The organism is Pacificitalea manganoxidans (assembly GCF_002504165.1).
Lineage (GTDB): Bacteria > Pseudomonadota > Alphaproteobacteria > Rhodobacterales > Rhodobacteraceae > Pacificitalea > Pacificitalea manganoxidans.
The window spans coordinates 1732648-1756303 of record NZ_CP021404.1; the positions used below are offsets into that span (position 1 = coordinate 1732648).

Annotated in this window: 33 protein-coding genes; 28 read left to right on the plus strand and 5 right to left on the minus strand. The window is 62.9% G+C overall.

Translation table 11 applies throughout. The annotated features are described in order from the left end of the window. Positions 1 to 161: 161 nt before the first annotated feature. From CBW24_RS07860 to CBW24_RS18815, 8 genes are all read left to right on the plus strand, one after another. Positions 162 to 491 (plus strand): helix-turn-helix domain-containing protein, encoded by a 330-nt coding sequence (locus tag CBW24_RS07860; protein WP_097373227.1) that lies wholly within the window; start codon positions 162 to 164, stop codon positions 489 to 491. After that, complete coding sequence (locus tag CBW24_RS07865) at positions 488 to 1336, plus strand: helix-turn-helix domain-containing protein (protein WP_097373228.1); 849 nt, start codon at positions 488 to 490, stop codon at positions 1334 to 1336. The genes CBW24_RS07860 and CBW24_RS07865 overlap by 4 nt, the downstream gene beginning before the upstream one ends. Further along, on the plus strand, positions 1333 to 1611 hold the full coding sequence (locus tag CBW24_RS07870) for a hypothetical protein (RefSeq protein WP_157773130.1): 279 nt from the start codon (positions 1333 to 1335) through the stop codon (positions 1609 to 1611). Before CBW24_RS07865 ends, CBW24_RS07870 begins: the two co-directional genes overlap by 4 nt. Continuing rightward, on the plus strand, positions 1604 to 2275 hold the full coding sequence (locus CBW24_RS07875; RefSeq protein WP_097373230.1) for a hypothetical protein: 672 nt from the start codon (positions 1604 to 1606) through the stop codon (positions 2273 to 2275). The genes CBW24_RS07870 and CBW24_RS07875 overlap by 8 nt, the downstream gene beginning before the upstream one ends. 67 nt (positions 2276 to 2342) lie before the next feature. Continuing rightward, on the plus strand, positions 2343 to 2618 hold the full coding sequence (locus tag CBW24_RS07880; protein WP_097374168.1) for a DUF2312 domain-containing protein: 276 nt from the start codon (positions 2343 to 2345) through the stop codon (positions 2616 to 2618). Beyond that, the gene (locus CBW24_RS07885; RefSeq protein WP_097373231.1) at positions 2615 to 3004 is read left to right on the plus strand and encodes a DUF1064 domain-containing protein; all 390 of its coding nucleotides are present in this window, start codon (positions 2615 to 2617) and stop codon (positions 3002 to 3004) included. Before CBW24_RS07880 ends, CBW24_RS07885 begins: the two co-directional genes overlap by 4 nt. Beyond that, positions 3001 to 3396 (plus strand): helix-turn-helix domain-containing protein, encoded by a 396-nt coding sequence (locus CBW24_RS07890; protein WP_088664025.1) that lies wholly within the window; start codon positions 3001 to 3003, stop codon positions 3394 to 3396. Before CBW24_RS07885 ends, CBW24_RS07890 begins: the two co-directional genes overlap by 4 nt. A 397-nt stretch (positions 3397 to 3793) precedes the next feature. Further along, positions 3794 to 4126: a DUF4160 domain-containing protein gene (locus CBW24_RS18815; protein ID WP_097373233.1), complete on the plus strand. Its 333-nt coding sequence runs from the start codon at positions 3794 to 3796 to the stop codon at positions 4124 to 4126. A 101-nt stretch (positions 4127 to 4227) separates the two neighbouring features. Here CBW24_RS18815 and CBW24_RS07905 read toward each other — a convergent pair whose 3' ends face one another. The 4 genes from CBW24_RS07905 to CBW24_RS07920 form a co-directional block, all read right to left on the minus strand. Next, positions 4228 to 5304, minus strand: coding sequence for a beta family protein (locus tag CBW24_RS07905; protein WP_097373234.1), 1077 nt, complete (start codon positions 5302 to 5304; stop codon positions 4228 to 4230). A 10-nt stretch (positions 5305 to 5314) separates the two neighbouring features. Beyond that, positions 5315 to 5827 carry an ImmA/IrrE family metallo-endopeptidase gene (locus CBW24_RS07910; RefSeq protein WP_097373235.1) on the minus strand — a complete coding sequence of 171 codons (513 nt, stop codon included), beginning with the start codon at positions 5825 to 5827 and terminating at the stop codon, positions 5315 to 5317. A gap of 18 nt (positions 5828 to 5845) precedes the next feature. Continuing rightward, the gene (locus CBW24_RS07915) at positions 5846 to 6202 is read right to left on the minus strand and encodes a hypothetical protein (protein WP_157773132.1); all 357 of its coding nucleotides are present in this window, start codon (positions 6200 to 6202) and stop codon (positions 5846 to 5848) included. 563 nt (positions 6203 to 6765) lie between these two features. Continuing rightward, positions 6766 to 7653, minus strand: coding sequence for an NAD-dependent epimerase/dehydratase family protein (locus CBW24_RS07920; RefSeq protein ID WP_097374169.1), 888 nt, complete (start codon positions 7651 to 7653; stop codon positions 6766 to 6768). A gap of 250 nt (positions 7654 to 7903) precedes the next feature. Here CBW24_RS07920 and CBW24_RS07925 point away from each other — a divergent pair, with 250 nt between their 5' ends. The 20 genes from CBW24_RS07925 (at position 7904) to CBW24_RS08020 (ending at position 21480) form a co-directional block, all read left to right on the plus strand. Further along, positions 7904 to 8092, plus strand: coding sequence for a hypothetical protein (locus CBW24_RS07925; protein ID WP_088664030.1), 189 nt, complete (start codon positions 7904 to 7906; stop codon positions 8090 to 8092). After that, entirely contained in the window at positions 8089 to 8532 is a 444-nt protein-coding gene (locus CBW24_RS07930; RefSeq protein ID WP_097373237.1) for a hypothetical protein, read from the plus strand. The genes CBW24_RS07925 and CBW24_RS07930 overlap by 4 nt, the downstream gene beginning before the upstream one ends. A gap of 1 nt (position 8533) precedes the next feature. After that, positions 8534 to 9208 (plus strand): glycoside hydrolase family 108 protein, encoded by a 675-nt coding sequence (locus CBW24_RS07935; protein WP_097373238.1) that lies wholly within the window; start codon positions 8534 to 8536, stop codon positions 9206 to 9208. Then, positions 9208 to 9432 carry a hypothetical protein gene (locus tag CBW24_RS07940; protein WP_097373239.1) on the plus strand — a complete coding sequence of 75 codons (225 nt, stop codon included), beginning with the start codon at positions 9208 to 9210 and terminating at the stop codon, positions 9430 to 9432. The genes CBW24_RS07935 and CBW24_RS07940 overlap by 1 nt, the downstream gene beginning before the upstream one ends. Further along, a complete protein-coding gene (locus tag CBW24_RS07945; protein ID WP_088664034.1) occupies positions 9429 to 9692 on the plus strand; it encodes a hypothetical protein in 264 nt (87 codons plus the stop codon). Before CBW24_RS07940 ends, CBW24_RS07945 begins: the two co-directional genes overlap by 4 nt. 237 nt (positions 9693 to 9929) lie before the next feature. After that, complete coding sequence (locus tag CBW24_RS07950; protein ID WP_097373240.1) at positions 9930 to 10460, plus strand: DUF1441 family protein; 531 nt, start codon at positions 9930 to 9932, stop codon at positions 10458 to 10460. Further along, positions 10457 to 12487: a phage terminase large subunit family protein gene (locus tag CBW24_RS07955; RefSeq protein ID WP_097373241.1), complete on the plus strand. Its 2031-nt coding sequence runs from the start codon at positions 10457 to 10459 to the stop codon at positions 12485 to 12487. Before CBW24_RS07950 ends, CBW24_RS07955 begins: the two co-directional genes overlap by 4 nt. A gap of 4 nt (positions 12488 to 12491) precedes the next feature. Then, positions 12492 to 13028, plus strand: a complete 537-nt coding sequence (locus CBW24_RS07960) for a hypothetical protein (RefSeq protein WP_097373242.1) — start codon at positions 12492 to 12494, stop codon at positions 13026 to 13028. Positions 13029 to 13123: 95 nt separating this feature from the next. Next, entirely contained in the window at positions 13124 to 14626 is a 1503-nt protein-coding gene (locus CBW24_RS07965) for a phage portal protein (RefSeq protein ID WP_157773134.1), read from the plus strand. A 51-nt stretch (positions 14627 to 14677) separates the two neighbouring features. Beyond that, positions 14678 to 16678, plus strand: coding sequence for a phage major capsid protein (locus CBW24_RS07970; RefSeq protein WP_097373244.1), 2001 nt, complete (start codon positions 14678 to 14680; stop codon positions 16676 to 16678). 69 nt (positions 16679 to 16747) lie between these two features. Then, positions 16748 to 17083 carry a Rho termination factor N-terminal domain-containing protein gene (locus CBW24_RS07975; protein ID WP_097373245.1) on the plus strand — a complete coding sequence of 112 codons (336 nt, stop codon included), beginning with the start codon at positions 16748 to 16750 and terminating at the stop codon, positions 17081 to 17083. Further along, positions 17083 to 17403 carry a head-tail joining protein gene (locus CBW24_RS07980; RefSeq protein WP_097373246.1) on the plus strand — a complete coding sequence of 107 codons (321 nt, stop codon included), beginning with the start codon at positions 17083 to 17085 and terminating at the stop codon, positions 17401 to 17403. The genes CBW24_RS07975 and CBW24_RS07980 overlap by 1 nt, the downstream gene beginning before the upstream one ends. A gap of 10 nt (positions 17404 to 17413) precedes the next feature. Then, the gene (locus CBW24_RS07985; protein WP_097373247.1) at positions 17414 to 17638 is read left to right on the plus strand and encodes a hypothetical protein; all 225 of its coding nucleotides are present in this window, start codon (positions 17414 to 17416) and stop codon (positions 17636 to 17638) included. Next, complete coding sequence (locus CBW24_RS07990) at positions 17635 to 18012, plus strand: hypothetical protein (RefSeq protein ID WP_097373248.1); 378 nt, start codon at positions 17635 to 17637, stop codon at positions 18010 to 18012. The genes CBW24_RS07985 and CBW24_RS07990 overlap by 4 nt, the downstream gene beginning before the upstream one ends. A gap of 3 nt (positions 18013 to 18015) precedes the next feature. After that, positions 18016 to 19263: a phage head spike fiber domain-containing protein gene (locus tag CBW24_RS07995; RefSeq protein WP_445376026.1), complete on the plus strand. Its 1248-nt coding sequence runs from the start codon at positions 18016 to 18018 to the stop codon at positions 19261 to 19263. Further along, entirely contained in the window at positions 19260 to 19682 is a 423-nt protein-coding gene (locus CBW24_RS08000) for a hypothetical protein (protein WP_097373250.1), read from the plus strand. The genes CBW24_RS07995 and CBW24_RS08000 overlap by 4 nt, the downstream gene beginning before the upstream one ends. Continuing rightward, on the plus strand, positions 19669 to 20220 hold the full coding sequence (locus CBW24_RS08005) for a phage tail protein (RefSeq protein WP_097373251.1): 552 nt from the start codon (positions 19669 to 19671) through the stop codon (positions 20218 to 20220). The genes CBW24_RS08000 and CBW24_RS08005 overlap by 14 nt, the downstream gene beginning before the upstream one ends. Next, on the plus strand, positions 20217 to 20762 hold the full coding sequence (locus CBW24_RS08010; RefSeq protein ID WP_097373252.1) for a hypothetical protein: 546 nt from the start codon (positions 20217 to 20219) through the stop codon (positions 20760 to 20762). Before CBW24_RS08005 ends, CBW24_RS08010 begins: the two co-directional genes overlap by 4 nt. After that, entirely contained in the window at positions 20759 to 21184 is a 426-nt protein-coding gene (locus CBW24_RS08015; protein ID WP_097373253.1) for a phage baseplate assembly protein V, read from the plus strand. Before CBW24_RS08010 ends, CBW24_RS08015 begins: the two co-directional genes overlap by 4 nt. Then, the gene (locus tag CBW24_RS08020) at positions 21184 to 21480 is read left to right on the plus strand and encodes a PAAR domain-containing protein (protein WP_097373254.1); all 297 of its coding nucleotides are present in this window, start codon (positions 21184 to 21186) and stop codon (positions 21478 to 21480) included. Before CBW24_RS08015 ends, CBW24_RS08020 begins: the two co-directional genes overlap by 1 nt. Positions 21481 to 22260: 780 nt before the next feature. Here the strand turns inward: CBW24_RS08020 and CBW24_RS18345 are convergent. Further along, positions 22261 to 23556, minus strand: a complete 1296-nt coding sequence (locus tag CBW24_RS18345; RefSeq protein ID WP_198405144.1) for a tetratricopeptide repeat protein — start codon at positions 23554 to 23556, stop codon at positions 22261 to 22263. Positions 23557 to 23656: the final 100 nt, after the last annotated feature.

A 23656-nucleotide genomic window follows, 5' to 3' on the forward strand; every position in this document is an offset into this window, starting at 1 on the left:
CGATCTACGCTCGACCGCCTTGCTGCTAACAGTTGTATTCTGAGCTTAGCGCGGATGGAAAGGTCATCCATACCGACTTTTGTCGGAACCCGTGAGTTTGGGGCGAAAGTTACGCTTCGTCAGCCCGTAGTTCGTGCGGTTGCTGCCCCCAGGGGGCGCGCATGAGCCACACAGCCACCAAATGGATCACTGATATCGCGCCCGAAACTCTGACCCATGGTGAGTTTCAGATCCTGTTTCATCTGTGCGATTTCCATAACCCGAGCATGGGGTGTTTCCCATCGCAGAAGTATCTGCGCGACGTCACCGGCATGTCCAATGGGGGCCTGAACAAAGCGCTGGCCGCGCTCGAGGAAAAGCGCCTGATCCGGCGGGAGCGCAAGCACGACGCGGTGCTCAAACAGCGCCTCGCGACACGCTACCTTTTGGGGTTCGAGATCGACCCCACACAAGAGCCAACTCCACTAAGTGGAGATGGAGCCATCTCATGAGCCATAAAGCCACCAAATGGATCGCCGATATCGCGCCCGAGACTCTGACCCATGGCGAGTTTCGGATCCTCTTTCACCTGTGTGATTGCCACAACCCGAGCATGGGGTGTTTTCCGTCGCAAAAGTATCTGCGCGACGTCACCGGCATGTCGAATGGCGGGCTCAACAAAGCGCTGGCCGCACTCGAGGAGAAGCGTCTGATCCGGCGCGAGCGCAAGCACGATGCGGTGCTCAAACAGCGTCTCGCGACACACTACCTGTTGGGGTTCGAGATCGACCGGGCACAAGAGCCAACTCCACTGAGTGGAGATGGAGCCATCTCCACTTTTGAGGGGGAGCCATCTCCACTTTCGCAGCAGAGCCATCTCCACCGTGGTGGAGTTACCATAAAGGAAGAACCGGTAAAGGAACCTGTAAAGGAACCTTGCGCCGATGGCGCACAGGACCGGAATTTTGAAAAAACGCTTGGGACGTTCCTGAAGGTCTACCCCCGGCACGGAGACCGGGACCGGACCGAGGACGCGCTACGGGCGGCACTGGGGGCAGGGGCGGACCCTGACCAGATCATCGCCGCGGCTAAGGCCTATGCCATCGAGCAGAAGGGCAACGCCCAGCGCTTCATCGCCTATTCGGAAAACTGGCTGGAGCAGAAACGCTGGGAGCGCCATCGCATCCCCGCCGACCAGTGCGCGGATCCCAGTGCCGTCGCCGAGCTGCGGGCCAAGAACATCCGCGCTGGGCGGGAATGGGCGGTGCGGGATGTCTCGGCCAGCTATGCGCGCGATCTGATCGCCCAAGGGTTGGTCACCGCCGAGCAATGCCGCGGCGCGGGGATCTCGCTGTGAGCGCGGGGCAGGGCGCAGAGGTCCGGTTCAGCGAGCGCCGGTTTGGGACGGTGTTGGTGCGGGTCGACCACGAGGCCGGGTCCTGCGTCCTCTCGGGCAGCTGGCCCCGGGCGCGGCTGCGCTTCCCGCAGTTCCACAGCCTCGAGGAGATCGACCTCGCGTTGGGCCAGTTGGCCTCTCGTGTCGCCGGCGATGCCTGGGCCATGAATGTCACGGCCGCCCTGCGCTGGGCTGGGCAGCAGCTTAAAGCCGGCGGAGGGCGCGCGCATGGCTGAGCTCACCCCTGAGGAGCGCGCCCTCATCGATGCCGCTGTGGCCAAGGGTAAGGTCACCCAAGTCGCGCCCGGCACCACCGGATATCCGCCGCTGGTCTGGTGCCCCCACCGCAATGTGCTGATCTATGACAACCCTGCCGATGCGCAAAGACGTCAGGCCCTCGAAAACCCAGAGGTGCGGGAGAGGCGGGCGAAGCTGCGGGAGATGGTCGAAGCGGGCGCGAGCCGGGAGGAGATGCGCAAGACGCTGAGGATCAGCGCCGACCTGCTGAAACGGGATGCGCGCCTCCTTGGCCTTGAGCTACCAGAGCCGGCAAACGGTCAAAGCGGCCCCGATGAAGAGCTCGTGCGCCAGGTGCTCACGGCCTTCGATGGGAAGAAGTGCCTGACCCGGATAGCGACAGAGGTTGGACGTCATCCTGACACGGTCCGCAAGATCCTCAAGAAGAACGGGCTGAAATGCCCTGCAGCTCCGCCAAGCACCACGACACTGACCGTCGCGCAGATCGCCCAGCGCCGTGCGCAGGTCCGGCGCCTGATTGCCGGTGGCATGACCGCAGCGGAGACCGCCAAGGCGCTGGGCGTGAAGCCCGCCACCGTGAGCAGTGATCTGCGCGCCATGCGGGTGGGCATCACTGAACTGCGCCAAGGGGCGCTTGCATGAACGCCGCTCGCGCCTGCTTCGACATTTATCCCCTCGACGCACTGGAGACCCCATGACTGCCCTGCCCATGAAAGAGACGTCCGCTGACGCCGAAGTCCGTGACACGGCCTATCGCGCGACCGCCACTGAGTTGCGCCAATTCGTTGAGCGCTGGGAGAAGCTGGAAGCCGAGCGGAAAGACATCGCCGACCAGCAGAAGGAGGTGATGGCCGAGGCCAAGGGGCGGGGCTACGACACCAAGGTGCTGCGGAAGGTCATCAGTCTGCGCAAGCGCGAGCCCGACGACATCGCCGAGGAAGAGGCGGTGCTGGAGATGTACAAAGAGGCGCTGGGGATCGCATGAGCGAGAAGATCAGCGCGGGTGATTACCGGGCGCTTGTAGATGCGAAACCGCCGCGGGCACAGAAGTACGGCGCAGAGGCGACCACCGTCGACGGGATCCGCTTCGACAGTAAACATGAGGCGGCGCGCTGGGCGCAGCTGAGACTGCTCGAGCGAGGCGGGCAGATCTCGGAACTGCGGCGTCAGGTGGCTTTACTGCTGGAGGGCAGGGACGGGCCGCTCAAGACCCGCACGGGCCGGGCGATGCGGCTCACCGTCGATTTTGCCTATCTCGATCACGCAACGGGTCAGACCGTCTATGAGGACGCCAAGGGCATGCCGACCCGGGACTATGAGGTGCGGCGCGCTGTGGCCGCGGCGCAGGGGCTGGAGGTGGTCGAAGTATGACCGTCATGCGCGACACCCTGCCGGAGCCTGTGACCACCCTGCCGCCCAGCGTAGCGCAGATCGCGGAGGTGATCGGTCGCAGCCGTGCGCTCTACCTGATCGGGCGTATCCCGCCTACGGGCCGGCGCAGCTGGCGCGTGTGTTTCTATGTGCCGAAGGTGACCCGCCCAGATCACTGGCTGGTGGCCCTGCTGGGCTGGCACGATGCTGCAAAGCTCACCAGCCACTTTGGCGGGGAGATCCTGCACACCTCGAACTGCCGCTTCATGGTAAAGCGCTTCCGAGACGCCGAGATCCGGCGCATGCGTCGCGCGGGGATGCAAATCGATGAGATCGCCCAGGCGGTGGGGCTGTCGGTCGGTCGGGTGCAGGACATCGCGGTGCGACGGTGACAGGGGTCTTCATCGTCGTCATGGAAAACACCGCTTGGCCCTTCGACTATCCAGCGCGTCGCGTTGAGATCGAAGCTGACAGCGAGCAGGAGGCGCGGCGCTTGGCCTTGGCACAGGATCCCTTCGGCGCGGTTGTTTGGGTTGAGGGGCAGGTGGCCGGGCTCGGCTCAGGCGGGGGATCGGGCCTAATAGAAGCTGACGCTCCGAGGCGACGCTGATGGCTCCCGCAGGAGCGAACGGCCCTCTGCGGACATTCGCATTATATGCCTGTTCTGCGTCACAATGGTCGCGTTGCGGACATTCAAGTGTTACTGTGGTGCAAACTGAATAGGCGGGGTCCAGTAGATTGAGTCTTGTTTCGCTGAATGTTCCTGACGAGTTGGTTCGGGATCTCAGGATGATCATAGAACGGGGGATCACCCCAGAACGGCGGGCCGACGGAAGTTTTTCTCTATATGCCGAGAAAGCCCTCGTTGATAAGGTGCGAGGACTAAAGTTCGAGATATTTGCAAATGAACACCCGCCACCCCATTTTCATGTCACCACAGCGGACTGTCGAGCGTCATTCGCTTTGAGCGACGGACGAAAACTTAAGTCCAGCGGCGACACACGTAAACTTGAGAAACAGGTCGCGTGCTATTTCCAAGAAAACAGAAGCAAACTGATTGATTTCTGGAACGGCAGCCGTCCAGAGAATTGCAGCGTTGGACCTTATGTCCAATCTGTATAGCTACCGGCTTACAACCGACGTTCGCGCCGATTAAAACCTGGTGCAGCGCGGCGTCCGTGGCTAGGCGCATTCAATGCGCAGTGCAGCACAGCCAAAGCGGATCAGTCTTCCCAATCTTCCTCGAAGTCCATGCCACTCAACCCCTGCTGGCCGTAGAATGCCTGCCTGTGAAGATGGATGTTCACTCGTGCTGCGACGTTTTTCTGCGGAGTATCGATCCCGATCTCCTCGTTGATCGTCGTCTGATAAATCATCTCTTCTCCCCAGACATTTAGAGAACCATCCCAAACACCACTACGCTTTACCAGCTCTTCGGCGGCATCTTCAAAATCCCACTTTTCATCCTTGTTTCGAACGATGATCCAAGAATTTTCGGTCGGATAGTCGATGCGGTCAAGCGGCCGGTTCGCAAAGCCCCCTGGCTCACGGGGCCGAGTGCTACCCCAATCCCCGTAAACTACAGAGGTTCGGTTTGTCTGCCGGCGCAGTTGGTCCACAAGTCGTCGATTATGGAACGGAACTTCTGTTGCACCAGAGTAGTTCGAGAACAGCTTTGGCATCGACGTGCAGGAAACAACGACTGGGACAGATGCCTCGATAGCCATTAGTCCACCCGCGATGAGGCCATCAAACCAAGCAGAAAGCGTGAGCGGATCAAGGGTCCACCCGCCTTCCAAAATGACGAAGAAGTCAGCGGTCCCGCCAGCCGCAAAGGCTGCAACGATCTCGTCGAAATTATTAGGGAAACGGTCCCGGACAATCCGCATACAGTATTGGCGTCCCAGTCCTTGGAATGCCATGATTTGCTGCCTTATCTCCGCCTCAGATTGATCCCGAGACTGAATACAAGGGATCAACTCCTCATGTTCGCTCACGAATTCCACCCAGTTTGAGTAGGCATCAGTAGGATCAAGCAAACGCATCATCTCTTGCTGAGGGCCACTTTCTGGGTTGGTGAACTGGTAATCGCGATCCAAATCGAGGATGTATTGTCGGTTTGGGAAAGCGCGCCTGACACGGTCAATAGCTCGTTCCAACGTGCTGGAATTGGCCCATGGAGCAAGGAGGATGCACGGCGTCATCCTGTCCTTCGTCGCACCAGGCAGAAACTCGAGGCCGTTCATTTCGCTCGCGCGGATCGCCAGCGTCGGCACGTAGTTCTTATTCTTTAGGGCCATTCCAACTCACTCACGCTGATGCGTATGTTGACAGCCTAACCTCCATTGCAGCTTTGGAAACCCCGAAGCGCGCAGCCAGAGCTTCAATTGTTCGCTCTGTAACCTCACCTCGGAATTCTTCCTGCAAAACCTTCTCTACGAGGTCCAACGGCATTACGATGTCTGCAGCCAATCGGTTTGCCTCATATTCAATCCTCTCGGGCGCGCCGGATCGGTACAGGACGTTGTCCCGAATCCCTTCCTCGGAACTGTCGATAATATGCCGATGTAACAAATAATGGGAAAGTTCATGGGCGATTGTAAAACGTTGTCGCTCACGGGCCTCATGGCGGTTGACGCGGATCACGTAACCGTCATCTTCCTTTGTGATTTGGCCGGAGATTCCGGTCTTCATGCTCGAGACCTTAATCGCGACACCCAGATCCTTCGCTATTTTCCCTAACTTGACGGGATAGCTCGACAAGTGCGCGACAAGCGTCTCCTTCTCATCGCCTTTGAGAGAACGCAGTTCACGTGAAGTCATTTCTCACTCCTGCTCCTATTATTCATCTTCGTAGTCCTTGCCCTCAAGCTCACCGTTCCCTGTGGCGAAGGCGATTTCTGCAACGCGGCGCTTGATCACTTCATCCGACAGCCGGACCTTGACTAACTCTTCAACTCGGTTCTCAGCCCTACGTTCCAACTGCTGGAAGGTGTATGCAGCGACCACGCCGACCCCGATAGCAACGGCAGCTAGGACAACGGTGACAGCTGTCAGCATGACAGAGACGAAGCTCAGGTAGGTGGGTAGCGAAAATACAGGCTCCTCTTGAGTCCCGGGGATCCCATCGACACGGTCGACGACGCCCAACGAGATCAATAGAAAAACCAGTACTCCTCCGCTGGTAAAGGCAGCCATGAGTTTTACGGCTCTCATGCCTCTGGCCGTGCGTCCTGATGCTCCTGCCATCTATGTTCTACTTATGTTTCTGTCAATGCGTTTCACTCAACGTGGCATTTACACAGTGATTTGGCCATAGGAACTTCCACATGGTCTGCTCCCGATTACGTAAACACGAAGAAATGATCGCGACCGTGGAACTGAGAAGCAGGTGCGATGAGAGGACGTTTCAGCCACGAGTTTACTATCGCATGGTAGAGCTAATGACCTAGCGAGACGTTCGATCTCTCAGGCGTGTCGAGGTAGGAGGTGGGCCAAGCGCGTTCTGCGTCGTTGGTGCTTGCACTACCCCTTGCTCAAAAGGTAGCGCGTCGAGGTTTCGTTTGTGGGTGGAGCCCATCGAAGCGCCATAGTGACGACCGCGATCTGCCAGGCTAACTTTTTGGTTCCTGCTGGCAGCGAAGTTCCACTTCCCAGCCTCTTCATACCGGGCTAAACAGTTGTCGTGCTCCTTGGTTGGCAAAAAAGAGCTGCCGTCATGTCCCGCTTCGCATTGAAACGGCCCCAGCGACACCTACGGGCTACACTTGCACCTCATTCCGCCAGCCATGCTCGGGGACAAAGCCCAGAAGCTCACGCGCCTTGTCGATGGCGTAGAAGGTTTCGTTCTCGCCCATCTCCCGCTTAACCGGTACGTCCGGGTAGAACCGTCGCCGCACCTCGGCGTTGTCGATGCCGACCGACAGGTCCGGATTGGCGACGTTGAACACCTGGTATCCGAGCCCATCCGTCTGCAGGCACCGCTCGACCATCTGGCCAAGATCGCGGGCATCGATATAGGCGAAGATATTGCGCCGCCGTAGCGCGGGATCTTCGAGATAGGCCGGAAAATCGCGGGCGTATTCATGCGGCTCGATGACATTGTTGATCCGCAGCCCGTAGATATCCGCGCCGCTGCGCGCTTGGAAGTTGCGCGCGGTGACCTCGTTGGCGACCTTGGACATGGCGTAGCTGTCATGCGGCACGGTAGGATGCTCTTCGTCGACCGGCAGGTAGTCCGGGCGCATTTCTCCTTGTGCGAAACAGATCCCGTAGGTGGTCTCGGACGAGGCGAAGATCACTTTGGGGATGCCGAGCTTCGTCGCCGCCTCGAGCACGTTGTAGGTCGACATGACGTTGACGCGGTATGTCTCGCTGTCAGGCTCGATCAGGATGCGAGGCAAGGCCGCGAAATGCACGACAGCGTCGTAGCGCGGCACTGAGGCGAGATCGAGTTCGTCAAGCCCGGCCAGTGCGCTCAGGGCGTTGAATACCTGCCCGCTCTCGGTCAGTTCGATGCGCAAATTGTCCACGCCCGGCAGGTCGAGCGGCACACGATCAGCGTTGACCACCCGATGCCCGCGTTCAAGCAGGTAGGGGATGACATGGCGCCCGGCCTTGCCGGAGCCACCCGTAAAGAAAATCCGCATTTGCCCCCCTAAGTGCTGCATATGCGCGCAGAATACAGAGCTGTCCTGTCGAAACAAGCGCAAGGGCCCGGACTATAACGCAGGGGCGTTGGCGCAGAAGCCGCACCGGAATTTGGGCGTCCCGCAGTAAGCGACCGCTTCCTGCCCTGCCCTCATCCTAAGCCCGCAATATGAACCCTAACCCGCCAGAGGACAGCACCGCCCCGTTCCCTGCATCTTAGCCGCGAGGCCATGGGAGCACGGAGTTGGGATGTCGGAGCCAGAGATTGCGCAAGCGCGGCTTGAGGAGCGTCTGAGCGGGCTGCAGCGGGAGCTGGAGCGGCTAGGTGATCGGATGACGCGTCAGGAGAACCGGCTCTGGCTGGGGGTCGCGGGCGTGGTGTCCGTTGTCGTGTCGCAGGTGCTGCGGCAGTTCCTCTTGGGTGGAGGGCTGCAATGATCAGCGCCGCCAATGCCATGGGCGCGGCGGGCGCGGTGGCTCTGGCCTTCAGCACCGCCATAACGGCCGACACCATCGTGCAGGTGACGAAGCGGCCGATGATCCAGGCCGAAGGCTCCTATCATCGTGCGGTCGCGCCCGGTGAGACCATCCTCATCCCGTGGCGGGTCAACAAGGCTGCCGATTGCCCCGGCAACGCCGGGCGGGTCTGGAGCGGTGCGCAAGGCTTTCACCTGGCTGAGCCGCTGAAGCCTGCAGCCATACCCACCACCGACAGCTGGCGCCTGTTCCGCATCGAGACCACGATCCCCGCGCTGGCGCCCGAAGGTCCGCTGCAGCTGCGGATCGTGGGCACGTATGCCTGCCCGGAAGGCCGGTTCGATTTCACGCTCGGACCGGTCGTGCTGACCGTCCGTGCTCCCGTAGAGAAGGAGAGCTGAGATGCGCTCGAACTATCCGCAGATGCAGCGTTGGATTGGATTGTCGGAGGGCGGGTTCATCGATCATCCGGACGATCCCGGCGGCGCTACGGATCGCGGCATTACGCAAGCCACCTTTGATGCTTGGCGGCGACGCTTGGGCGAGCCGCTGGAGCCGGTGCGGGGGATCTCCAAGGCCGAGGCAGAGCGGATCATCGCCTTCCAATATCTCGACCGCGTCGGTGCCGATGAATTGCCCGCGGGCCTCGATTACGCCGTGGCGGATTTCGCGGTGAATAGCGGCGTGAGCCGGGCCGCGCGCGAGTTGCAGCGCGTGCTGGGCGTCACCGTCGATGGCGTCGTGGGGGTGCAGACGCTGGCCGCTGCGAACCGGCTCAGCGCGCAGGGCGTGGAGGAGGTCATCATTGCGCTCTGCGAGGGGCGCATGGCGTTTTTGAAGCGGCTGCGGCACTGGGGCACCTTTGGGCGCGGCTGGACGCGGCGGGTGATGGGGGAGCGGCCCGGCATCCAGCACCGCGACAATGGCGTGATCGATCGCGCGGTGATGCTGGCGCGGGCTACACGCAGCACCACCGTCAACACCTTGGTGCCGGGACCGGTGCGGGCGGGACAGGGCAAGGGCGATCCTACCGCGCGGAGTTGCGCCCTGACACGGATGTTCCGGAGGCCCGCGTAATGGCTGCCCATCAGAACGCTAAGGTCTGGTGGCTGAGCCGCACCATCTGGTTCAACGTCGCGATTGGCATGGTCGGGATCGGCAGCGAGTTGATGATCGTGGCCGACTACCTGCCGCAGGAGTGGCAGGCACCGGCACGGCTGGGCCTGTCGCTGCTGACTGCCGCGGGCAATGTCATCCTACGCGGCCTTACCCGCCAGCCCGTGACGCGGAGCCCGGCGTGAGCGCACTGCTGGCTTGGGTGGCAGGCACCCGCGCAGGACGGGCGCTGAGCGCCGCCCTGACGACCGTGGCCGCGTTGGCGCTGGCGCTATGGGTCGCATTCACCAAGGGCAAACGGGAGGCAGGGCAGAGCCATGCGCGCGAGGATCACAAGCGAGCGGAGGCGCTGCGGCGTCGGGTGCAGGCGGCGCGCGATCACAGTCGGAGCGATAAGCGTGGCCCTGATGAGCGGCTGCGCGAGCACGGGCGGCTCCGTGACTGAGCGCGCACTCTGCGACGAGCTCCGCCGCGATCTGCCGAGCTGGTCGCGCGCCGACACCGCGCAGTCGCGGCGCGAGGGGGCGGATTTCCTCGACACATTCGCCGCCGCATGCCCCGGGTAATGGGTCCTTCTCAGGCCCGGGCGGCCTGCGGGTAGCAGGGCAGCGCAGGAGTTTATTTCTGCGTGGGCGCTGGGATCGCGGCTTTTTATTATATCTGAGCCAAGCGGGCAGGGGCGATGAGCAACAGGATCGGACGGGGACAGACCCTCAACCGCACGGAGATGGCCGATCATCTGGGGATTGCCATGCCGACGCTCGACGATTGGGTGCGGCGCGGCTGCCCGGTCGTGTCGCGGGGCGGCCGGGGCCGGGCCTGGCAATATAACACCGCCGATGTCCGCGAGTGGCGCGATCAGGATATTCGCGAAGAGATGGCCGGCACCGCCACCGCCAGCACCGATGAGCTCAAGCGCCGCAAGCTGCAGGCCGAGACCGAGCAGGCGGAGCTGGATCTGGCGCGGGCCAAGGGGCAGGTCGTGCCGGTGGCGCAGTTCGAGCGTGCCATGTCGATCGCCTTTGGCGAGGTGCGCGCCCGGCTGCGCAATGTGGTGCCGAGCCGGGCCGGGCGGCGGCTGGTGGGCGAGGGCGACGAGACCCGGATCAAGGCGGTGCTGCGCGAGGAGATCGACCAGGTGCTGGAGGCGCTCGCCGATGATGCGCTGATCGCCGAGGAGGATCTCGTCATCGATGCCGAGGACGACGAATGACCGTCTTTGATCGCAAGCTCCGATCCGTAGGCCAGTTCGGCAATGTGTTTGGTCTGCTGGGCGCGGCGGCACGGGCGCAGTCCTTCCTGCGCCCCCCGCCTGATCTGACGCCGTCAGCTTGGGCGGAGGCCAATATTCAAATCCCGATCGGCAATGCGGTGCCCGGCCTGATCCGGTTCGACAACGCGCCCTATCAGCGCGAGCCACTGGATATGACCGCGAACCCCGCCTGTACCCGCATCACGCTGATGTGGGGCGCGCAGGTCGGCAAGACCCAGACCGCGCTCTGCGCTCAGGCCTTCCGGGTGGCCTTCGACCCGGTGTCGCAGATCATGATGCAGCCCAGCCAGGGCGATCTGCACACCTGGCTCGAGACCAAGTTCAACCCGCTGGTCGAGGCCAACGACACGCTGCAGGAGTTGATCGCAAAGCCGCGCGGGCGCGATGGCGTCAATAACCAGCGCATGAAAAGCTATCCCGGCGGTTTCATGATGTTCAGTTGGTCGGGATCGCCCAAGACCATGCGGGGCCGTTCGGCGCCGTTTATCGTCTGCGATGAGACCGACGGCTACGACCGCACCCATGAGGGTCATCCGGTGGGGCTGCTGTTCCAGCGTGCCGCGACCTTTGGCGATCAGCGTCTGCTCATGGAGATCAGCACGCCCACGATCAAGGATGCCAGCTGGATCGAGGGGGCGTTCGAGCAGGGCGATCAACGCCGCTATCATGTGGTCTGCCCGCATTGCGGCCATCACCAGACCCTCGACTGGGCCCATGTCAGCTGGGAGAAGGATGCAAATGGCGCGCATTTGCCGCAAACCGCGAGCTATCTCTGCGCGGGGCCCGGCTGCGGCACCGCTTGGAGCGATGGCGAGCGCATCGCCGCGATCCGTGACGCTGAGCGGCTCGGCGCGGGCTGGAAGGCAGCGCGGCCGTTCCGGGGGCATGCCTCCTATCACCTGAGCGAGCTTTACAGTTGCTTTCGGCGGCTGTCGGACATCGTGCAATCCTTCCTCGACAAAAAGGCGGCGAATGATCTGCAGACCTTCATCAACGTCTCGCTGGCCGAAACCTGGGAGGAGGAGGGCGAGCAGGTCGATAGCGCGGAGCTGATCCAGCGCGCTCAGGCCTTTGCCGCGCCGGTGCCGCAAGGTGCGGTGCTGCTGACCGCCGGGATCGACATGCAGGAGGACCGGCTCGAGGTCGAGGTGGTGGGCTGGGGCCTGGGCGAGGAAAGCTGGTCGGTCGATTATCAGGTGCTCTGGGGTGATCCGATGCGCGCCGATGTCTGGGCCGATCTCGATGATCTGCTCGATAGCAGCTATCTGCACCAATCCGGCGCGCAGCTGCCGATTGCCAGTGCGGCGCTCGACACAGGCGGCACGGGCGGCATGACCACTGCCGCCTATGAGTATGTGCGCACGCGGAAGGGCCGGCGGCTTTTCGCGATCAAGGGTGTGGGCGGTTGGGGGCGACCGATCGTCACCGCACCCAGCCGCAAGCGCACCGGGCGCGGCGCGCGCCCCGTCGATCTGTTCAATGTCGGCGTAGATGAAGCCAAGGTCGTGGTGATGCGGCGTCTGGGCATCACCGCACCGGGGCCGGGCCACTGCCACTTTCCACTAAGCCGCGACCCGGAATGGTATGCCCAGCTCACAGCCGAACAACTGCGCACCCGCATGCTGAAGGGCTATGCGGTGCGCGAATGGCATCAGCGCCGACCGCGCAACGAGGCCTTCGATTGCCGGGTCTATGCGCTGGCGGCGCTGAAGATCCTGAACCCTAACCTCAAGAAGCTGGCGGACCGGCTGGGGCTGGCCGCGCCGCAATCAGCGCCGCACACCCCGCCAGTGGCGGACGCTCCCACCGCGTCGGAGGAGCGCGCGCCTGCGCCCAAGTTGCGCCGCCGGTCGAGCCGCAAGCCGCCAGAGGAAACTGCGATGGCAATGGGCGAAGATGCCGCCAAGCCCCGCCGGCGCGCCAAGCGTCGCAAGCGCCGGGGTGGTGGCTGGATGAACGAATGGTGAGCCCGTGACCCGAACCCTCCCGAAGCAGATTACCGCTGGCGAGACGCTGGCATGGCCGATCACGCTGACCGCCTATCCAGCAGGCGACTGGACGTTGACGCTGATCCTGCGTGGTGCCGGAGCCATCGACCTGACCGCCGAGGCCGATGGCGCGTCACATCTGCTGCGTGCCGACGCGGCGCAGACCACCGCCTGGGTGCCGGGTCGCTACTGGTATGTCCTGCGGGTGAGCGATGGCACGGATGTGCTGGGGCTGGAGGAGGGCACGTTGGAAATCCGCGCCGATCTCGCCAGCCTCGAGGCGGGCCATGACGGGCGCGATCATGTCGCACGGGTGCTGGCCGCGATCGAGGCGGTAATCGAGAACCGGGCCACCATCGATCAAGAGCGCTACCGCATTAACAACCGCGAGCTGCAGCGCACGCCGTTGGGCGAGTTGCTGAAACTGCGCGACCGCTACACCCGCGAAGCGCAGCGCAAGGCGATGGCCGCGCGGGGGCAGTCCCTGCTGGGCCGCAAGATCCATACGAGGTTCGTCTGATGTTGGGCTGGCGTCGCGGCTCTGCCGCATCCGTCCCTGCATCGGCTCCCGAACCTGCCAAAGGCCGGCCGCTGGCGACATCCCGACCCCGACGGATGCCAGGGGTCGGACGGGCGCTGGCCCGGCTCTATGACGCGGCCAAGAGCGACCGGCTGACCGGCAATTGGGGCACCCAGCCATTGACCGCCGATGAGGTGGTGCGCCGCAACCTGCGCTCGCTGGTGGCACGCTCGCGCGAGCAGGCTGCCAATAACGACTATGCCCGCAGGTTCCTCAAGATGTGCCGCCAGAACATCGTCGGGCCGCGCGGCGTGCTGTTGCAAGCGCAGGCAAAGGATCCCGGCGGTGCGCTCGACACGCTGGCAAACGATGCGATCGAGGCCGCCTGGTCAGAGTGGTGCCGCCCCGGCAATTGCGACGTCACCGGCCGCCAGTCGCTGCGCGCGATCCAGGCACAGGCGGTGGTGAGCATGGCGCGCGATGGCGAGTATATGATCCGGCTGGTGACCGGCACGGCGGCGGGCGATTGGGGGCTGGCGCTCCAAGTGCTCGATCCGCAGCGCTGTCCGGTCGATTACGACGTGAAGAAGCTGCGCGGCGGCGGCTTTATCCGGCACGGCATCGAGTTCAACGCCTGGGGGCGGCCTGTGGCGTACCACTTCACCACTGCTTCCGCCGAGGATGATGACGACGCCTATCTGCGCCAAGGTCGGGCGTTCGTGCGGATCCCGGCGGATCAGATCGTGCATGGTTTTGAGCCGGAGATGACTGGCCAGAAGCGCGGCCTGCCTTGGATGGCCACGGCGCTTTGGCGGATGCAGATGCTGGGCGGGTTCGAAAAGGCGGCGCTGGTCAATGCGCGGGCCAGCGCGGCCAAGGGCGGCTGGTTCCAGTGGAAGGAAGGCTTCGGCCCAGATCACGACGAGGAGGATGGCGATCTGGAAATGGAGGTCAGCCCCGGCATCTGGCAGGAGCTGCCAGAAGGGGTCGAGGCCGTGGCCAATGATCCGCAATATCCCTCGGGCGAGTTTGCCATGTTCCACAAGGCCATGCTGCGCGGCATGGCTTCGGGGATGAACGTCACATACGTCAATCTCGCCAATGACCTCGAAGGCGTGAACTTCAGTTCTATCCGCCAGGGCACGCTCGATGAGCGTGAGCATTGGAAAGAGATGCAAGAAGGCCTGATCGAGCAGCTGCTGGCGCCGATCTTCGAGGCTTGGCTGCGCCGCGCGCTGCTCAAGGGGCGGATTGTCGTTAATGGTAAGCCGCTGCGCGCCGAACGGCTGGAGAAGTATCGCGCAGTGGTCTGGCAACCGCGGCGCTGGGACTGGATCGATCCCAATGCCGATGTGAAGGCGGCGGTGACCAGCAAGAACAACCTGCTGGCCAGCCCCTCGCAGATCATCCGCGATCGCGGGCAGGACCCCGAAACCATATGGCGCGAGATCGGCCGCGACATCGCTGCAATGCGCGGCGCCGGCATCGACGACCGCTTCATCGAGATCGCCTTGGGCATGAAGGTCGCCCCGCAGGGCGAGGGTGAAGGCGGCGATGAGGGGGCTGCGCCGGGTTCCCGCAAACCGCCAGAGGACTGAGCGTCACCGATGTTCGATGTTGGGCCCAGCAGACGAACACAAGGGGCGATTATGGCGGATGATCATCGACAGGCGGGAGGGCTGGCTGCCGCGCTGCTGGGGCATTGCCTAACCCGTGCGGTGACGGCGGAGCAGATCAATGCCGGCGGCACCCAGGGGCAGCTGCGACGGACGGGCGAGGTTCGCAATGTCGACACCGAAGCGCGAACGGTGGAGCTGGCTTTCTCCAGCGAGACTGAGGTCGAGCGCTGGTTTGGCACGGAGGTGCTCGACCATCGCCCTGGCGCGATGCGCTCCGAACGGCTGGCGGGCGGCGCGGCGCTTTTGGTCAATCACGACTGGCACGATCAGATCGGCGTCGTCGACCGGGTGCTCGAGGGCACGGATGCGCATCGTGCGGTGGTGCGCTTCGGGCGGGGGCCGCGCGCCGACGAGATTTTCCGCGACGTGCAGGACGGCATCCGGCGCCATGTCAGCGTCGGCTACGTCGTGCACCGGGTCGAGGTGGAGACCCGCAAGGGTCAGAGCGACCTGGTGCGGATCACCGATTGGGAGCCGCTGGAGATCTCGATCGTCAGCGTGCCTGCCGACCCCAATGTGGGCGTCGGCCGCAGCCTGGAGACGGGATCGCCGTCCGGGGCAACACTCAACGAACAAGGGAACACTGGGATGCATACAAAGATCACCCGTGACGCATCGGGCAATCTGGTCCGGGCCAAGGTCGATGACGACGGCAATATCGTCGAGGTCCTCGAGATCATCGAACGCGCGGGCGAGGATGCCGCCGCCGCGCAGCGGCGCGGCTCGGAAGCCGAACGCGCCCGGGTCCGTGCGATCATCGAGATGGGCGATCAATACGGCGCCCCGGATCTGGCCCGTGATCATGTCCGCGATGGCCGCACGGCGGCGGAAATGCAGGCCGCGCTGCTGGCGCATCTGGCCGAGGGCCGCAGCGCGCCGCTGACAGAGGCCGAGGGCGCCGATATCGGTCTGACCGGGCGTGAGGCCGAGAGCTTCAGCTTTACCCGTGCCCTGCGCGCGCTGGCCAATCCCGCAGACCGCCGCGCGCAGGAAGCCGCCGCGTTCGAGTTCGAAGCCTCTGCCGCCGCCGCACAGCGCTCGGGCCGCGATCCGCAGGGCATTCTGGTGCCGGCGGATGTGCTGCGCCGCGCGCTCAACACCGCCAGCGATGGCTCGGCGGCAGGCGACACCGGCGGTTATTCCGTCGACAATGAGCTGATGTCGCAGAGCTTCGTGGAGATGCTGCGCAACCGGACGGTGGCCATGCAGCTGGGCCGGGTGATGGGGGGCCTCGTCGGCAATATCACCGTGCCGCGGCAAGCAGCTGGTGCGTCGGGTTACTGGATCGGCGAGGATGAGGACGCCACCGAGGACAACCTCGAACTCGACCAGATCGGGATGAGCCCGAAGACGGTCGCAGCCTATTCCGAGATTACCCGCCGCCTGCTGATGCAGTCGAGCCTCGATGTCGAAGCTATCGTGCGCGCGGATCTCGCCTCGGCGCTGGGTCTGACCATCGACAAGGCTTTCTTCTACGGCACCGGCTCCGACAACCAGCCGCGCGGCATCAAGAATTATGCGGGCATCAACGCAGTGGACTTCGGCACCGATGGGGCGGGGGCGGGCACCGGGCAAATGCCGAGCTACGCTGAGATCGTGGCAATGGAGAGTGCCATCGCTGCCGACAACGCCGATGTAAACGCCATGGCCTATGTGATGAACTCCGGCATGCGCGGGCATTGCAAGACCACGCCCAAGTTCACCGGCGGTGCCGACCAAGGGCTGATCTGGGAGCCGGGCGGCACGGTCAACGGCTACCGCTCGGAGGTCACCAACCAGATTGCCGCGGGGGATCTGTTCTTTGGCAACTTCGCCGATGCGCTGATCGGCATGTGGGGCGGGCTGGAGATCAACGTCGATCCCTACACCCATTCCAAGAAGGGCCGCCTGCGGGTGGTGGCGATGCAGGATGTCGACTTCGTTCTGCGCCGGCTCGAGAGCTTCTGCTACGGCGCCGACAGCACCGCCTGACCCTGATCCTCCCGATGCGGCAGGGCCTGCGGGTTCTGCCGCTCCATCCTCATATTCGGAGCCAAATGCATGAAAACCTTCGATCTGGAGATCACTTCCGCCGTCGTCATCGACGGTAAGATCCGCGCAGCGGGCAGCCGCGTCACCGCGAACCGCCGCCTTGCGGTGAACCTGCTGCAACGGGGAAAGGCGCAGGTTGCCTCGGGCGAGGGCCCGTTGCGGATGAGCGGCCCCATCGCCTCCGACAGCAGCGCGACCGAGGGAGATGATCTGCCGCTGGCCGACCACACCGTGGCGGAGCTTGTCGAGCTGGCGGCAGAATACGGCATCGAGGGCGCAGGCCGGATGAAGAAGGCCGAGCTGGTCGCCGCCATCGAAGCCGCCGAGGAAGGCGCGCAGGACTGATGCCCGCGCCGTCCTGGGAACAGCTCGACAGCTTTCTACAGCCCGGTGATTTTGCTGTGCTGGCTGAGGTCGCGCTGCAGGGCGGCGGCATCCGCGCGGTGCTGGGGCTCTTCGATGCGCCCTACTACAACGCGGAGCTCGGTGAATACGATTTCGACACGCGGCAACCGCGCTTCACCTGCACGGCGGCGGAGGCGGGCGGCATCGGGCGCGGCGATATCCTGAGCCTTGCTGGAACGAGCTATGACGTGCTGACCGCGCCGCAGGAGGACGGCACCGGCCTCGCGGTTCTCGAACTGGCTGAGCGCGCAGGCACCTAAGGAGAGGCAGATGGCGAACACCGAACAGCGCATCCTCGAGCGTGACCAGACCGGGCGGCTTCTGACCGTGCAGACCAATGGCGGAACCGTCGTGATCGAGGTCGAGCACGCGCCCGGCATCTGGATCACCGCTGACACGATCGCGGCGGATTATGTGGGCGAGATCCGAGGCATCGGCGCCGCCCGCTTCCGCCTGACGCCCTCAGACGGCGCAAGCTGGCAGGTGCACCCATGAGCGTCACCGGCGCAATCCTGACCCCCGGCGTGGTGTTCGCGCCGCGGCTGCCGGTGCTCCCGCGTTTTCCACTGCAGCCCGAAGGGTTGTTCCGGGACGGCACGGCGGGCGCTCTTATGGACGCGAGCGCGCTGGCCCTGGCCGGCCGGGCGCTGTTCTACACGGATGCTGGCAACACCGCGGCGGGACCGGGCGAGAACGTCCATACGTTCCTCGACACCGCCCGCGCGCGCCTATGGTCATCTGGCGCAGCCTATGGTGCCCTCGAAGGCCACCACGCCACGCAGGCCACGACCAGCCAACAGCCGGTGCTGGGGAGTGCGCCAGTGGAGGTGCGGAACCTGCTTGCAGACAGCGCCGACTTCTCGGGATGAGGGATACTCGGTGCTACAGTAACGCCTCGTCCCGTATCCGGGAAAGATGCTGACTTCCTAGCTGCTGATGCCAAGGGATTTGAGCGATACACCGGTTCTGTTATTCAAGTCGTTCCGTATGGCACCGGTTTGCACACCGTATGGGCCGATCTTGAAAAAGGGACCGCGCGTTATGCGGTAATCGGCATCGACAATGGTTCAGGGTATAAAGGTAACGCCGCCTTCGATCTACAAACCGGAACGGTCATAGGGTTTTCTGCTCACCCCGTAATCGGGATCATTGATGCTCGCGTAGTCGCGCGAACAGGTGGCGGATATCGGTGCGAGGTCGTATTTTCCCGAACCAGCACCGCGCCAAAGGCAATACGCATACAGAGTTCAATTGGCGAGCCTATCCGTGGCGGAAGTCATGGTTACGACACGGACGGTGACGGTGTGTCTGGCATCTACCTATACCGCGCACAGCTGGAGACTGGTGATACGTCAACTGCCTTTCAGAAGACTGACGGCGATCACCTTGTCATCGTCGAAGCGGGTGCGCCTTCCTTTAATTATCTGCGCTTTGATACCGTTGATGATAAACTGCCCCAAGTCATGCCCGATGGCCTCAACGGCGATGTGATGATCTTTGGACGTAAAGGCGCGTGGATCGACACTGGCGTGACGATTGCACCGGGCGGCACCCTGACCGCAATCAATGGCGCCGATAGCGTGGGCACTGCGGGCATCATTCCCGTCCTTGGTGATATCGTCGGGTGGATCGCGCTTGATCGGCCCATCACGGCCTGGGAGCAAGCGCAGCTATTGGCCTATTACGCAAAGCGTGGGGCAGGCGGTTTGTATACGCTTGGGCCGGAATTGGTTGTCAACGGCACGTTTGACACCGACCTTAGCGGTTGGACTTTGACTACCAACGCAACGCAGTCCGGCGGTCAGGCGCTCCTTGGCAATGAGGCCTATCTTCGTCAGCCTGCCATACCGTCTGGCACCGAGGGTTTCGCGGTGATCGAGTGGGATCAGGTGATCACCGAGGGAACCAGAACTAGGCTCAGAGGTCGCAACGAGAACGACTCGGGCTATGTCGATAACGTTATATTGGGCTCCGTAACCATTAGTGGCTACGCGACAGGTAGCGGTCATTTCAGGGCTATGGTTCCCACTGAGGACGGCTACCTGTTGTCCCTTGTTACAGAAGGCGCGAACTCCGCCCAGGTAGATAATCTGTCCGTAAAGCGCTTGGTGAAATCATGACCCATTATTCCGCTGTCCTGATCATCCCTGCCGATCTGCTCGACAAGGCCAATGCTCTCGGCGCCGCAATGGGACACGGGCCGGAGAGCTACTCCGTGCCGCTCTCTGATGGCGAAGGCGTCACGCATTTCGGTGCACGAGCTCGGGTCTTGCCTGCCTTCTCCGCCATGTTGGCGGCGGCAGGGCGCATCCCGCAGGAGAACTGGCCTCTCTACGGTCTCGATGCGGCACAGGTTACAGGGGGCGGCTCGGCGGTCGCGGCTCTTGACCTAGCCGCCTACGATCTGACCGAGGCTGACCGCGACGAGGTCATCACGCAACTGATCTTCGACATTCGAGCGGAGGGTGCAGCTGATCCGCGCGATCATTTCGTAGATGTTTGCGCGGTGAACGGGTTGACGCCGCATGATCGAGCTTGATCTCGATCCCGGCCAGCTGCGCCGCATTGGTGCGGAGTTCGGCGCAAGCGAGCAGGACCTGCGCCGCGCCTTCGCCCGCGCGCTGTCGCGCACCGCTCGCAGCCTGCGCAGTCAGGCGCGGCAGGCGCTGCGTCAGGGGCTGGGGCTGCGCGCGGCGTCGGTCCTGAAGGCACGGCTGAAACTCGACCGGCTGCGTGCCCAGGGCAACCGGATGGGGGCTGCCCAGCTCTGGGTTGGGACCAACGATCTGCGCGCCGACGCGTTCAAGGGTAAGCCGCGACGCGGCGCGGGCGGGGCACAGGTCGGGGGGCACAGCTGGCCCGCTGGCTTCGTCGCCCGGGGCGCGGGGAGCGGCAAGGTCATGGTGTTCGAGCGGAGGGGTCGCGCCCGGCTGCCGATCGAGGTCGCCACCGAGCCGGTCCATGAGGAGATGGTCGAGATCCTCGACCGTCAGGTCTTTGCCGAGGCGCGGCAGCTGGTGATGAAGAACTTCCGAGCCGAGGTGAAAACTCGGACGATCTATAAGGTGGGCCGATGAACGCCGAGACCGAGGTCGCGCTCGACACGCTGCATCAGGCGATCCTCGACCACATCGCCGCGGCCTACCCGGCACTGGCCACCGTAAGCGACTATCCCGAGGAGCGCCGGCACCTGCCGCTGCCCGCTTGTCTGGTGGAACTGGCGGAGATGGACGGCGTGCCGGACCTCGACCCCGGCACCGGGCAGCTAGCGGTGATGACCCGCTGGGAAGCACGCCTGATCATCGGCTGGCGCACTGCCAGTGCCGCACGCGAGATCCGCAGGCTGGCGGGCGCGCTGGGTGTCACCATCCATCAGCAGCGCTGGGGCCTGCCGGTCGGCCCGGCAGAGGTGCTGGGCATGACGCCCGACGCCTTCGAGCCGCAGCTCGACCAGTTCGTTGTCTGGCGCGTCGACTGGCAGCAGGTCGTGCATCTGGGCGAAAGCGTCTGGACCCCGGATGGGAGCCTGGTCCCGAGCGAGATCCTCTACAGCACAGCGCCAGAGATCGGCCCGGTGCATGAGGAGGCCTATGCGCCGATCGATGAGGTCGCGCCGTGAGTTGGAGCGCCGGAGAGCAGGCGCGCCGCCTGCACGGGCTGGTGCGGATCGGCCGGGTGACAGCCGTCGATCCCGGTCGGGCGCGCGCCCGCGTTAGCCTCGGCGGCGCAGCAGAGACCGCCTGGTTGCCTTGGACCGGTGGCCGGGCGGGCGGTATTCGGGAATGGGCGCCAGTAACTGTGGGCGAGCAGGTGGTGGTGCTTTCGCCCGGCGGCGAGACGGGGCAGGGCGTGATTGCCGGATCGCTCTTCAGCGCCGCCCATGCCGCCCCTTCAAACGATGGCGCCGCGCATCGGCTGGAGCTGGGCGGCTCCTCGATCACCATGACCGGCGATGCCATCACGCTGGAAAGCAATGGCTCCACCCTCACGCTCGACGCGGCAGGCATCCGCCTCAATGGCGCACGGATCGATCTGAACTGATGCCGGCTGTCGCGCGCATCGGCGATCCCTTCGCCACCGGGCATCCCTGCGACGGCATGAGCACCATCGCGACTGGCAGCAGCACGGTCTTCGCCAATGGCATCCCCGTCGCGCGGCGCGGCGATGCGTCGGCCAGCCATAACCAGCTAGTGGGCGGGGTCTGTGTGCCGCACACCGTCGCGATCGCAGGCGGCAGCGGCACGGTCAGCGCCAACGGCATCGCGCTCGCGCGGATGGGGGACGGAATTGACGCGGGGGCGATCAGCGGCGGCTCGGGGGATGTGTTTGCGGGGTGACGGGCCCAGCCTAGGATATGCCCAAGATAGAAACCTGACAGCGTTCTTGACGGTACCAGCTTTTGGGCGGTCTACTGTCAGCGATTTAAGCTGAGGTTGATTGCATGAAAGTTTCTGTTTTAAGCGCTCTCGTAGTGCTCACAGTTGGTGTTGCGGGGTGCACCGGTTCGGATGACCCACCATCGTCCGGTGCTGATCGAGAAGAGGAAGGTGAGGGATATCAGTACGGTGAGAGCTACCTCGGACCGGGAGAGCGTATCCCCGACTACAGTAACAGAGACAACACAATTGAAGTCCCTCGGCAGTCAGGCGGGCCAAGCTGTAAACGGGTTGAAGGATGCACTCCGCAACTCGTGCACTAAAGTGAGGGAGCGTTGGTAAGGGGGGGCGTCAACGCAGCCTGAGACAGCAGCGCGGCGTTGTTCCCGGCCCTTAGCCGTCGTTCGCGGGAGGCGTAGCGAATGACTGGTCCCAGCCCTTTCCTGACGTTCTCGCCGGGCGCAGTGAATTCTGATAGGCGCGCCAAAGTAGACGGATGTGTCCTCTATGCGAACCACCGGACCCAAACCAAACTTGTTGGACTAACTTGGTGTGAAGAGCGACGTCGAGCCCCCACTTTTTGAACCAAGCAGCCTAATGAGAACATGAAAAAAATTTCGTACTGAGCTGTAAACAGCTCTATTAGATGCAGCCCGAAATGGGGAACCTCAGCTGAGTTTAGAATATAAACACTTATCACTGACATTCACGCGCCAATGTCGATCACGCGAAATTCAAACGCTACAAATCCAGTGCGCGCTCTACGTCCGAGGTCGACAATGGTGCGAAATCTAAGAGAAGTTCCGCTGACGACATTTCATCCGTGGCAAATTCTTCTCTCATAAGGGCAACCTCCCGCGGAAGCTGCCTATTTCGTTTATTCATGATCTTCTCCGCCTTGTTAATCTCCTGCAGAACAACAGGCTGCACGTGAGGGTCGATGCGGCATAACTCCCGGGCGAGGAAAGCATAAGCCCTCAGGTAAAGGTCAGCACGTCGGCTCTCAACCGCGCGATCCATCGCCTTTTGGTATTCGGACGCGCCCTGGTCGGCTTTACCCTCCCTGAAGAGAATTAGACCTCTTGTTGCCATGTTCGCTATATCATTCTTGTCTTCTGAAGTTTGCCGAGCTCTCTCGGCAAATTTCTTCGCTGAAGGAATATCTCCCTGATAGGCGTGAAGTACGGATAAGTTATTTAGCAAAGCAGAGTTGCCAGGGTTGCTCGCAAGGCCTCTTTGGGCCAAAGCTATCCCTCGAATAGGCGTATTCATTCTCGCTGTAGACAAGAAGGATCCAAAAATCGCAGGCCTCACACTGAAGGGCTCCAGCTCCTGCCATTCCTCACACGCATCAAGCGCACTTCGTAACTCGCCCTTCCAGTAACAGCTAAGGGCTCGCGCCTCGGTCGCCCCAGAAATATCCGGCAGCACATCCTCCCTCGAAAAGTCTCGAGTACGCTCAGCAAGAAATTCCACTTGCGCAGCCGCATTCTCCGTAGGATTGCCTGCCGCCAATTTTATTTTCTTCAACGCGGCTCGCCGTCCGCCGGCTTCAAATTCTAGAGTCGCGAGTTCTGCCGCCAGCTCTGACCGGTCCAACACCGACAATGCCTTGTCCTCAGCGAGCGTCTTTGACTGCCTCCATTGTGTAATCGGCCTCCCACAGATGCTTGAGATTGCCAACTCGGCGGACTTTAACCAAGGATCCGTTTGATGTCTCGGGGATCTTTGCAGCAAAGCAAGCGCTTGATCTGGTTTGTCAATGTGGCAGTAGAAACGCGCAGCAGAGCGCAAGACATATCGGCTATTCGGAGCAAGCGCTGCGGCGCGTTTCAAAAGCACTCGGCTCTTTTCACCCTGCCCAAGATTGGTGTGGAGCAAAGCCGTTTCTGCTAATAGCAACCCATCTCGCGGATTTAGGCGTAGAAGTATCTTCCTCTTGCGAATGTCCTCCCTGATGGTCGCCGCTTGATGTGCGAAACCGTCCGAGGTATCGTGAACTGCTCCATCGAGAATGTTATTTGCAAGGGCCCGCATAAGGGGCCCGCTTTCTTCGTCAGACGCAACTTGAAACGCTGCATTCTGGACGTCCCTGTCGAGCTCGCGACCTGCTATGAATGCTATGGCTAAAAGCTCT

Bases quoted from the DNA above. Each gene is read 5' to 3' on its own strand.
- CBW24_RS08020 (WP_097373254.1), top strand. From the start codon at position 21,184: ATGCCGGCTGTCGCGCGCATCGGCGATCCCTTCGCCACCGGGCATCCC.
- CBW24_RS07955 (WP_097373241.1), top strand. From the start codon at position 10,457: ATGACCGTCTTTGATCGCAAGCTCCGATCCGTAGGCCAGTTCGGCAAT.
- CBW24_RS07920 (WP_097374169.1), bottom strand. From the start codon at position 7,653: ATGCGGATTTTCTTTACGGGTGGCTCCGGCAAGGCCGGGCGCCATGTC.
- CBW24_RS07950 (WP_097373240.1), top strand. From the start codon at position 9,930: ATGAGCAACAGGATCGGACGGGGACAGACCCTCAACCGCACGGAGATG.
- CBW24_RS07915 (WP_157773132.1), bottom strand. From the start codon at position 6,202: ATGGCTGCCTTTACCAGCGGAGGAGTACTGGTTTTTCTATTGATCTCG.
- CBW24_RS08005 (WP_097373251.1), top strand. From the start codon at position 19,669: ATGATCGAGCTTGATCTCGATCCCGGCCAGCTGCGCCGCATTGGTGCG.
- CBW24_RS07910 (WP_097373235.1), bottom strand. From the start codon at position 5,827: ATGACTTCACGTGAACTGCGTTCTCTCAAAGGCGATGAGAAGGAGACG.
- CBW24_RS07860 (WP_097373227.1), top strand. From the start codon at position 162: ATGAGCCACACAGCCACCAAATGGATCACTGATATCGCGCCCGAAACT.
- CBW24_RS07875 (WP_097373230.1), top strand. From the start codon at position 1,604: ATGGCTGAGCTCACCCCTGAGGAGCGCGCCCTCATCGATGCCGCTGTG.
- CBW24_RS08000 (WP_097373250.1), top strand. From the start codon at position 19,260: ATGACCCATTATTCCGCTGTCCTGATCATCCCTGCCGATCTGCTCGAC.
- CBW24_RS07925 (WP_088664030.1), top strand. From the start codon at position 7,904: ATGTCGGAGCCAGAGATTGCGCAAGCGCGGCTTGAGGAGCGTCTGAGC.
- CBW24_RS07980 (WP_097373246.1), top strand. From the start codon at position 17,083: ATGCCCGCGCCGTCCTGGGAACAGCTCGACAGCTTTCTACAGCCCGGT.
- CBW24_RS08010 (WP_097373252.1), top strand. From the start codon at position 20,217: ATGAACGCCGAGACCGAGGTCGCGCTCGACACGCTGCATCAGGCGATC.
- CBW24_RS07880 (WP_097374168.1), top strand. From the start codon at position 2,343: ATGAAAGAGACGTCCGCTGACGCCGAAGTCCGTGACACGGCCTATCGC.
- CBW24_RS07985 (WP_097373247.1), top strand. From the start codon at position 17,414: ATGGCGAACACCGAACAGCGCATCCTCGAGCGTGACCAGACCGGGCGG.
- CBW24_RS07865 (WP_097373228.1), top strand. From the start codon at position 488: ATGAGCCATAAAGCCACCAAATGGATCGCCGATATCGCGCCCGAGACT.
- CBW24_RS18815 (WP_097373233.1), top strand. From the start codon at position 3,794: ATGATCATAGAACGGGGGATCACCCCAGAACGGCGGGCCGACGGAAGT.
- CBW24_RS07975 (WP_097373245.1), top strand. From the start codon at position 16,748: ATGAAAACCTTCGATCTGGAGATCACTTCCGCCGTCGTCATCGACGGT.
- CBW24_RS07940 (WP_097373239.1), top strand. From the start codon at position 9,208: ATGGCTGCCCATCAGAACGCTAAGGTCTGGTGGCTGAGCCGCACCATC.
- CBW24_RS07965 (WP_157773134.1), top strand. From the start codon at position 13,124: ATGCCAGGGGTCGGACGGGCGCTGGCCCGGCTCTATGACGCGGCCAAG.
- CBW24_RS18345 (WP_198405144.1), bottom strand. From the start codon at position 23,556: ATGCGGGCCCTTGCAAATAACATTCTCGATGGAGCAGTTCACGATACC.
- CBW24_RS07905 (WP_097373234.1), bottom strand. From the start codon at position 5,304: ATGGCCCTAAAGAATAAGAACTACGTGCCGACGCTGGCGATCCGCGCG.
- CBW24_RS07885 (WP_097373231.1), top strand. From the start codon at position 2,615: ATGAGCGAGAAGATCAGCGCGGGTGATTACCGGGCGCTTGTAGATGCG.
- CBW24_RS07930 (WP_097373237.1), top strand. From the start codon at position 8,089: ATGATCAGCGCCGCCAATGCCATGGGCGCGGCGGGCGCGGTGGCTCTG.
- CBW24_RS07890 (WP_088664025.1), top strand. From the start codon at position 3,001: ATGACCGTCATGCGCGACACCCTGCCGGAGCCTGTGACCACCCTGCCG.
- CBW24_RS07935 (WP_097373238.1), top strand. From the start codon at position 8,534: ATGCGCTCGAACTATCCGCAGATGCAGCGTTGGATTGGATTGTCGGAG.
- CBW24_RS07970 (WP_097373244.1), top strand. From the start codon at position 14,678: ATGGCGGATGATCATCGACAGGCGGGAGGGCTGGCTGCCGCGCTGCTG.
- CBW24_RS07990 (WP_097373248.1), top strand. From the start codon at position 17,635: ATGAGCGTCACCGGCGCAATCCTGACCCCCGGCGTGGTGTTCGCGCCG.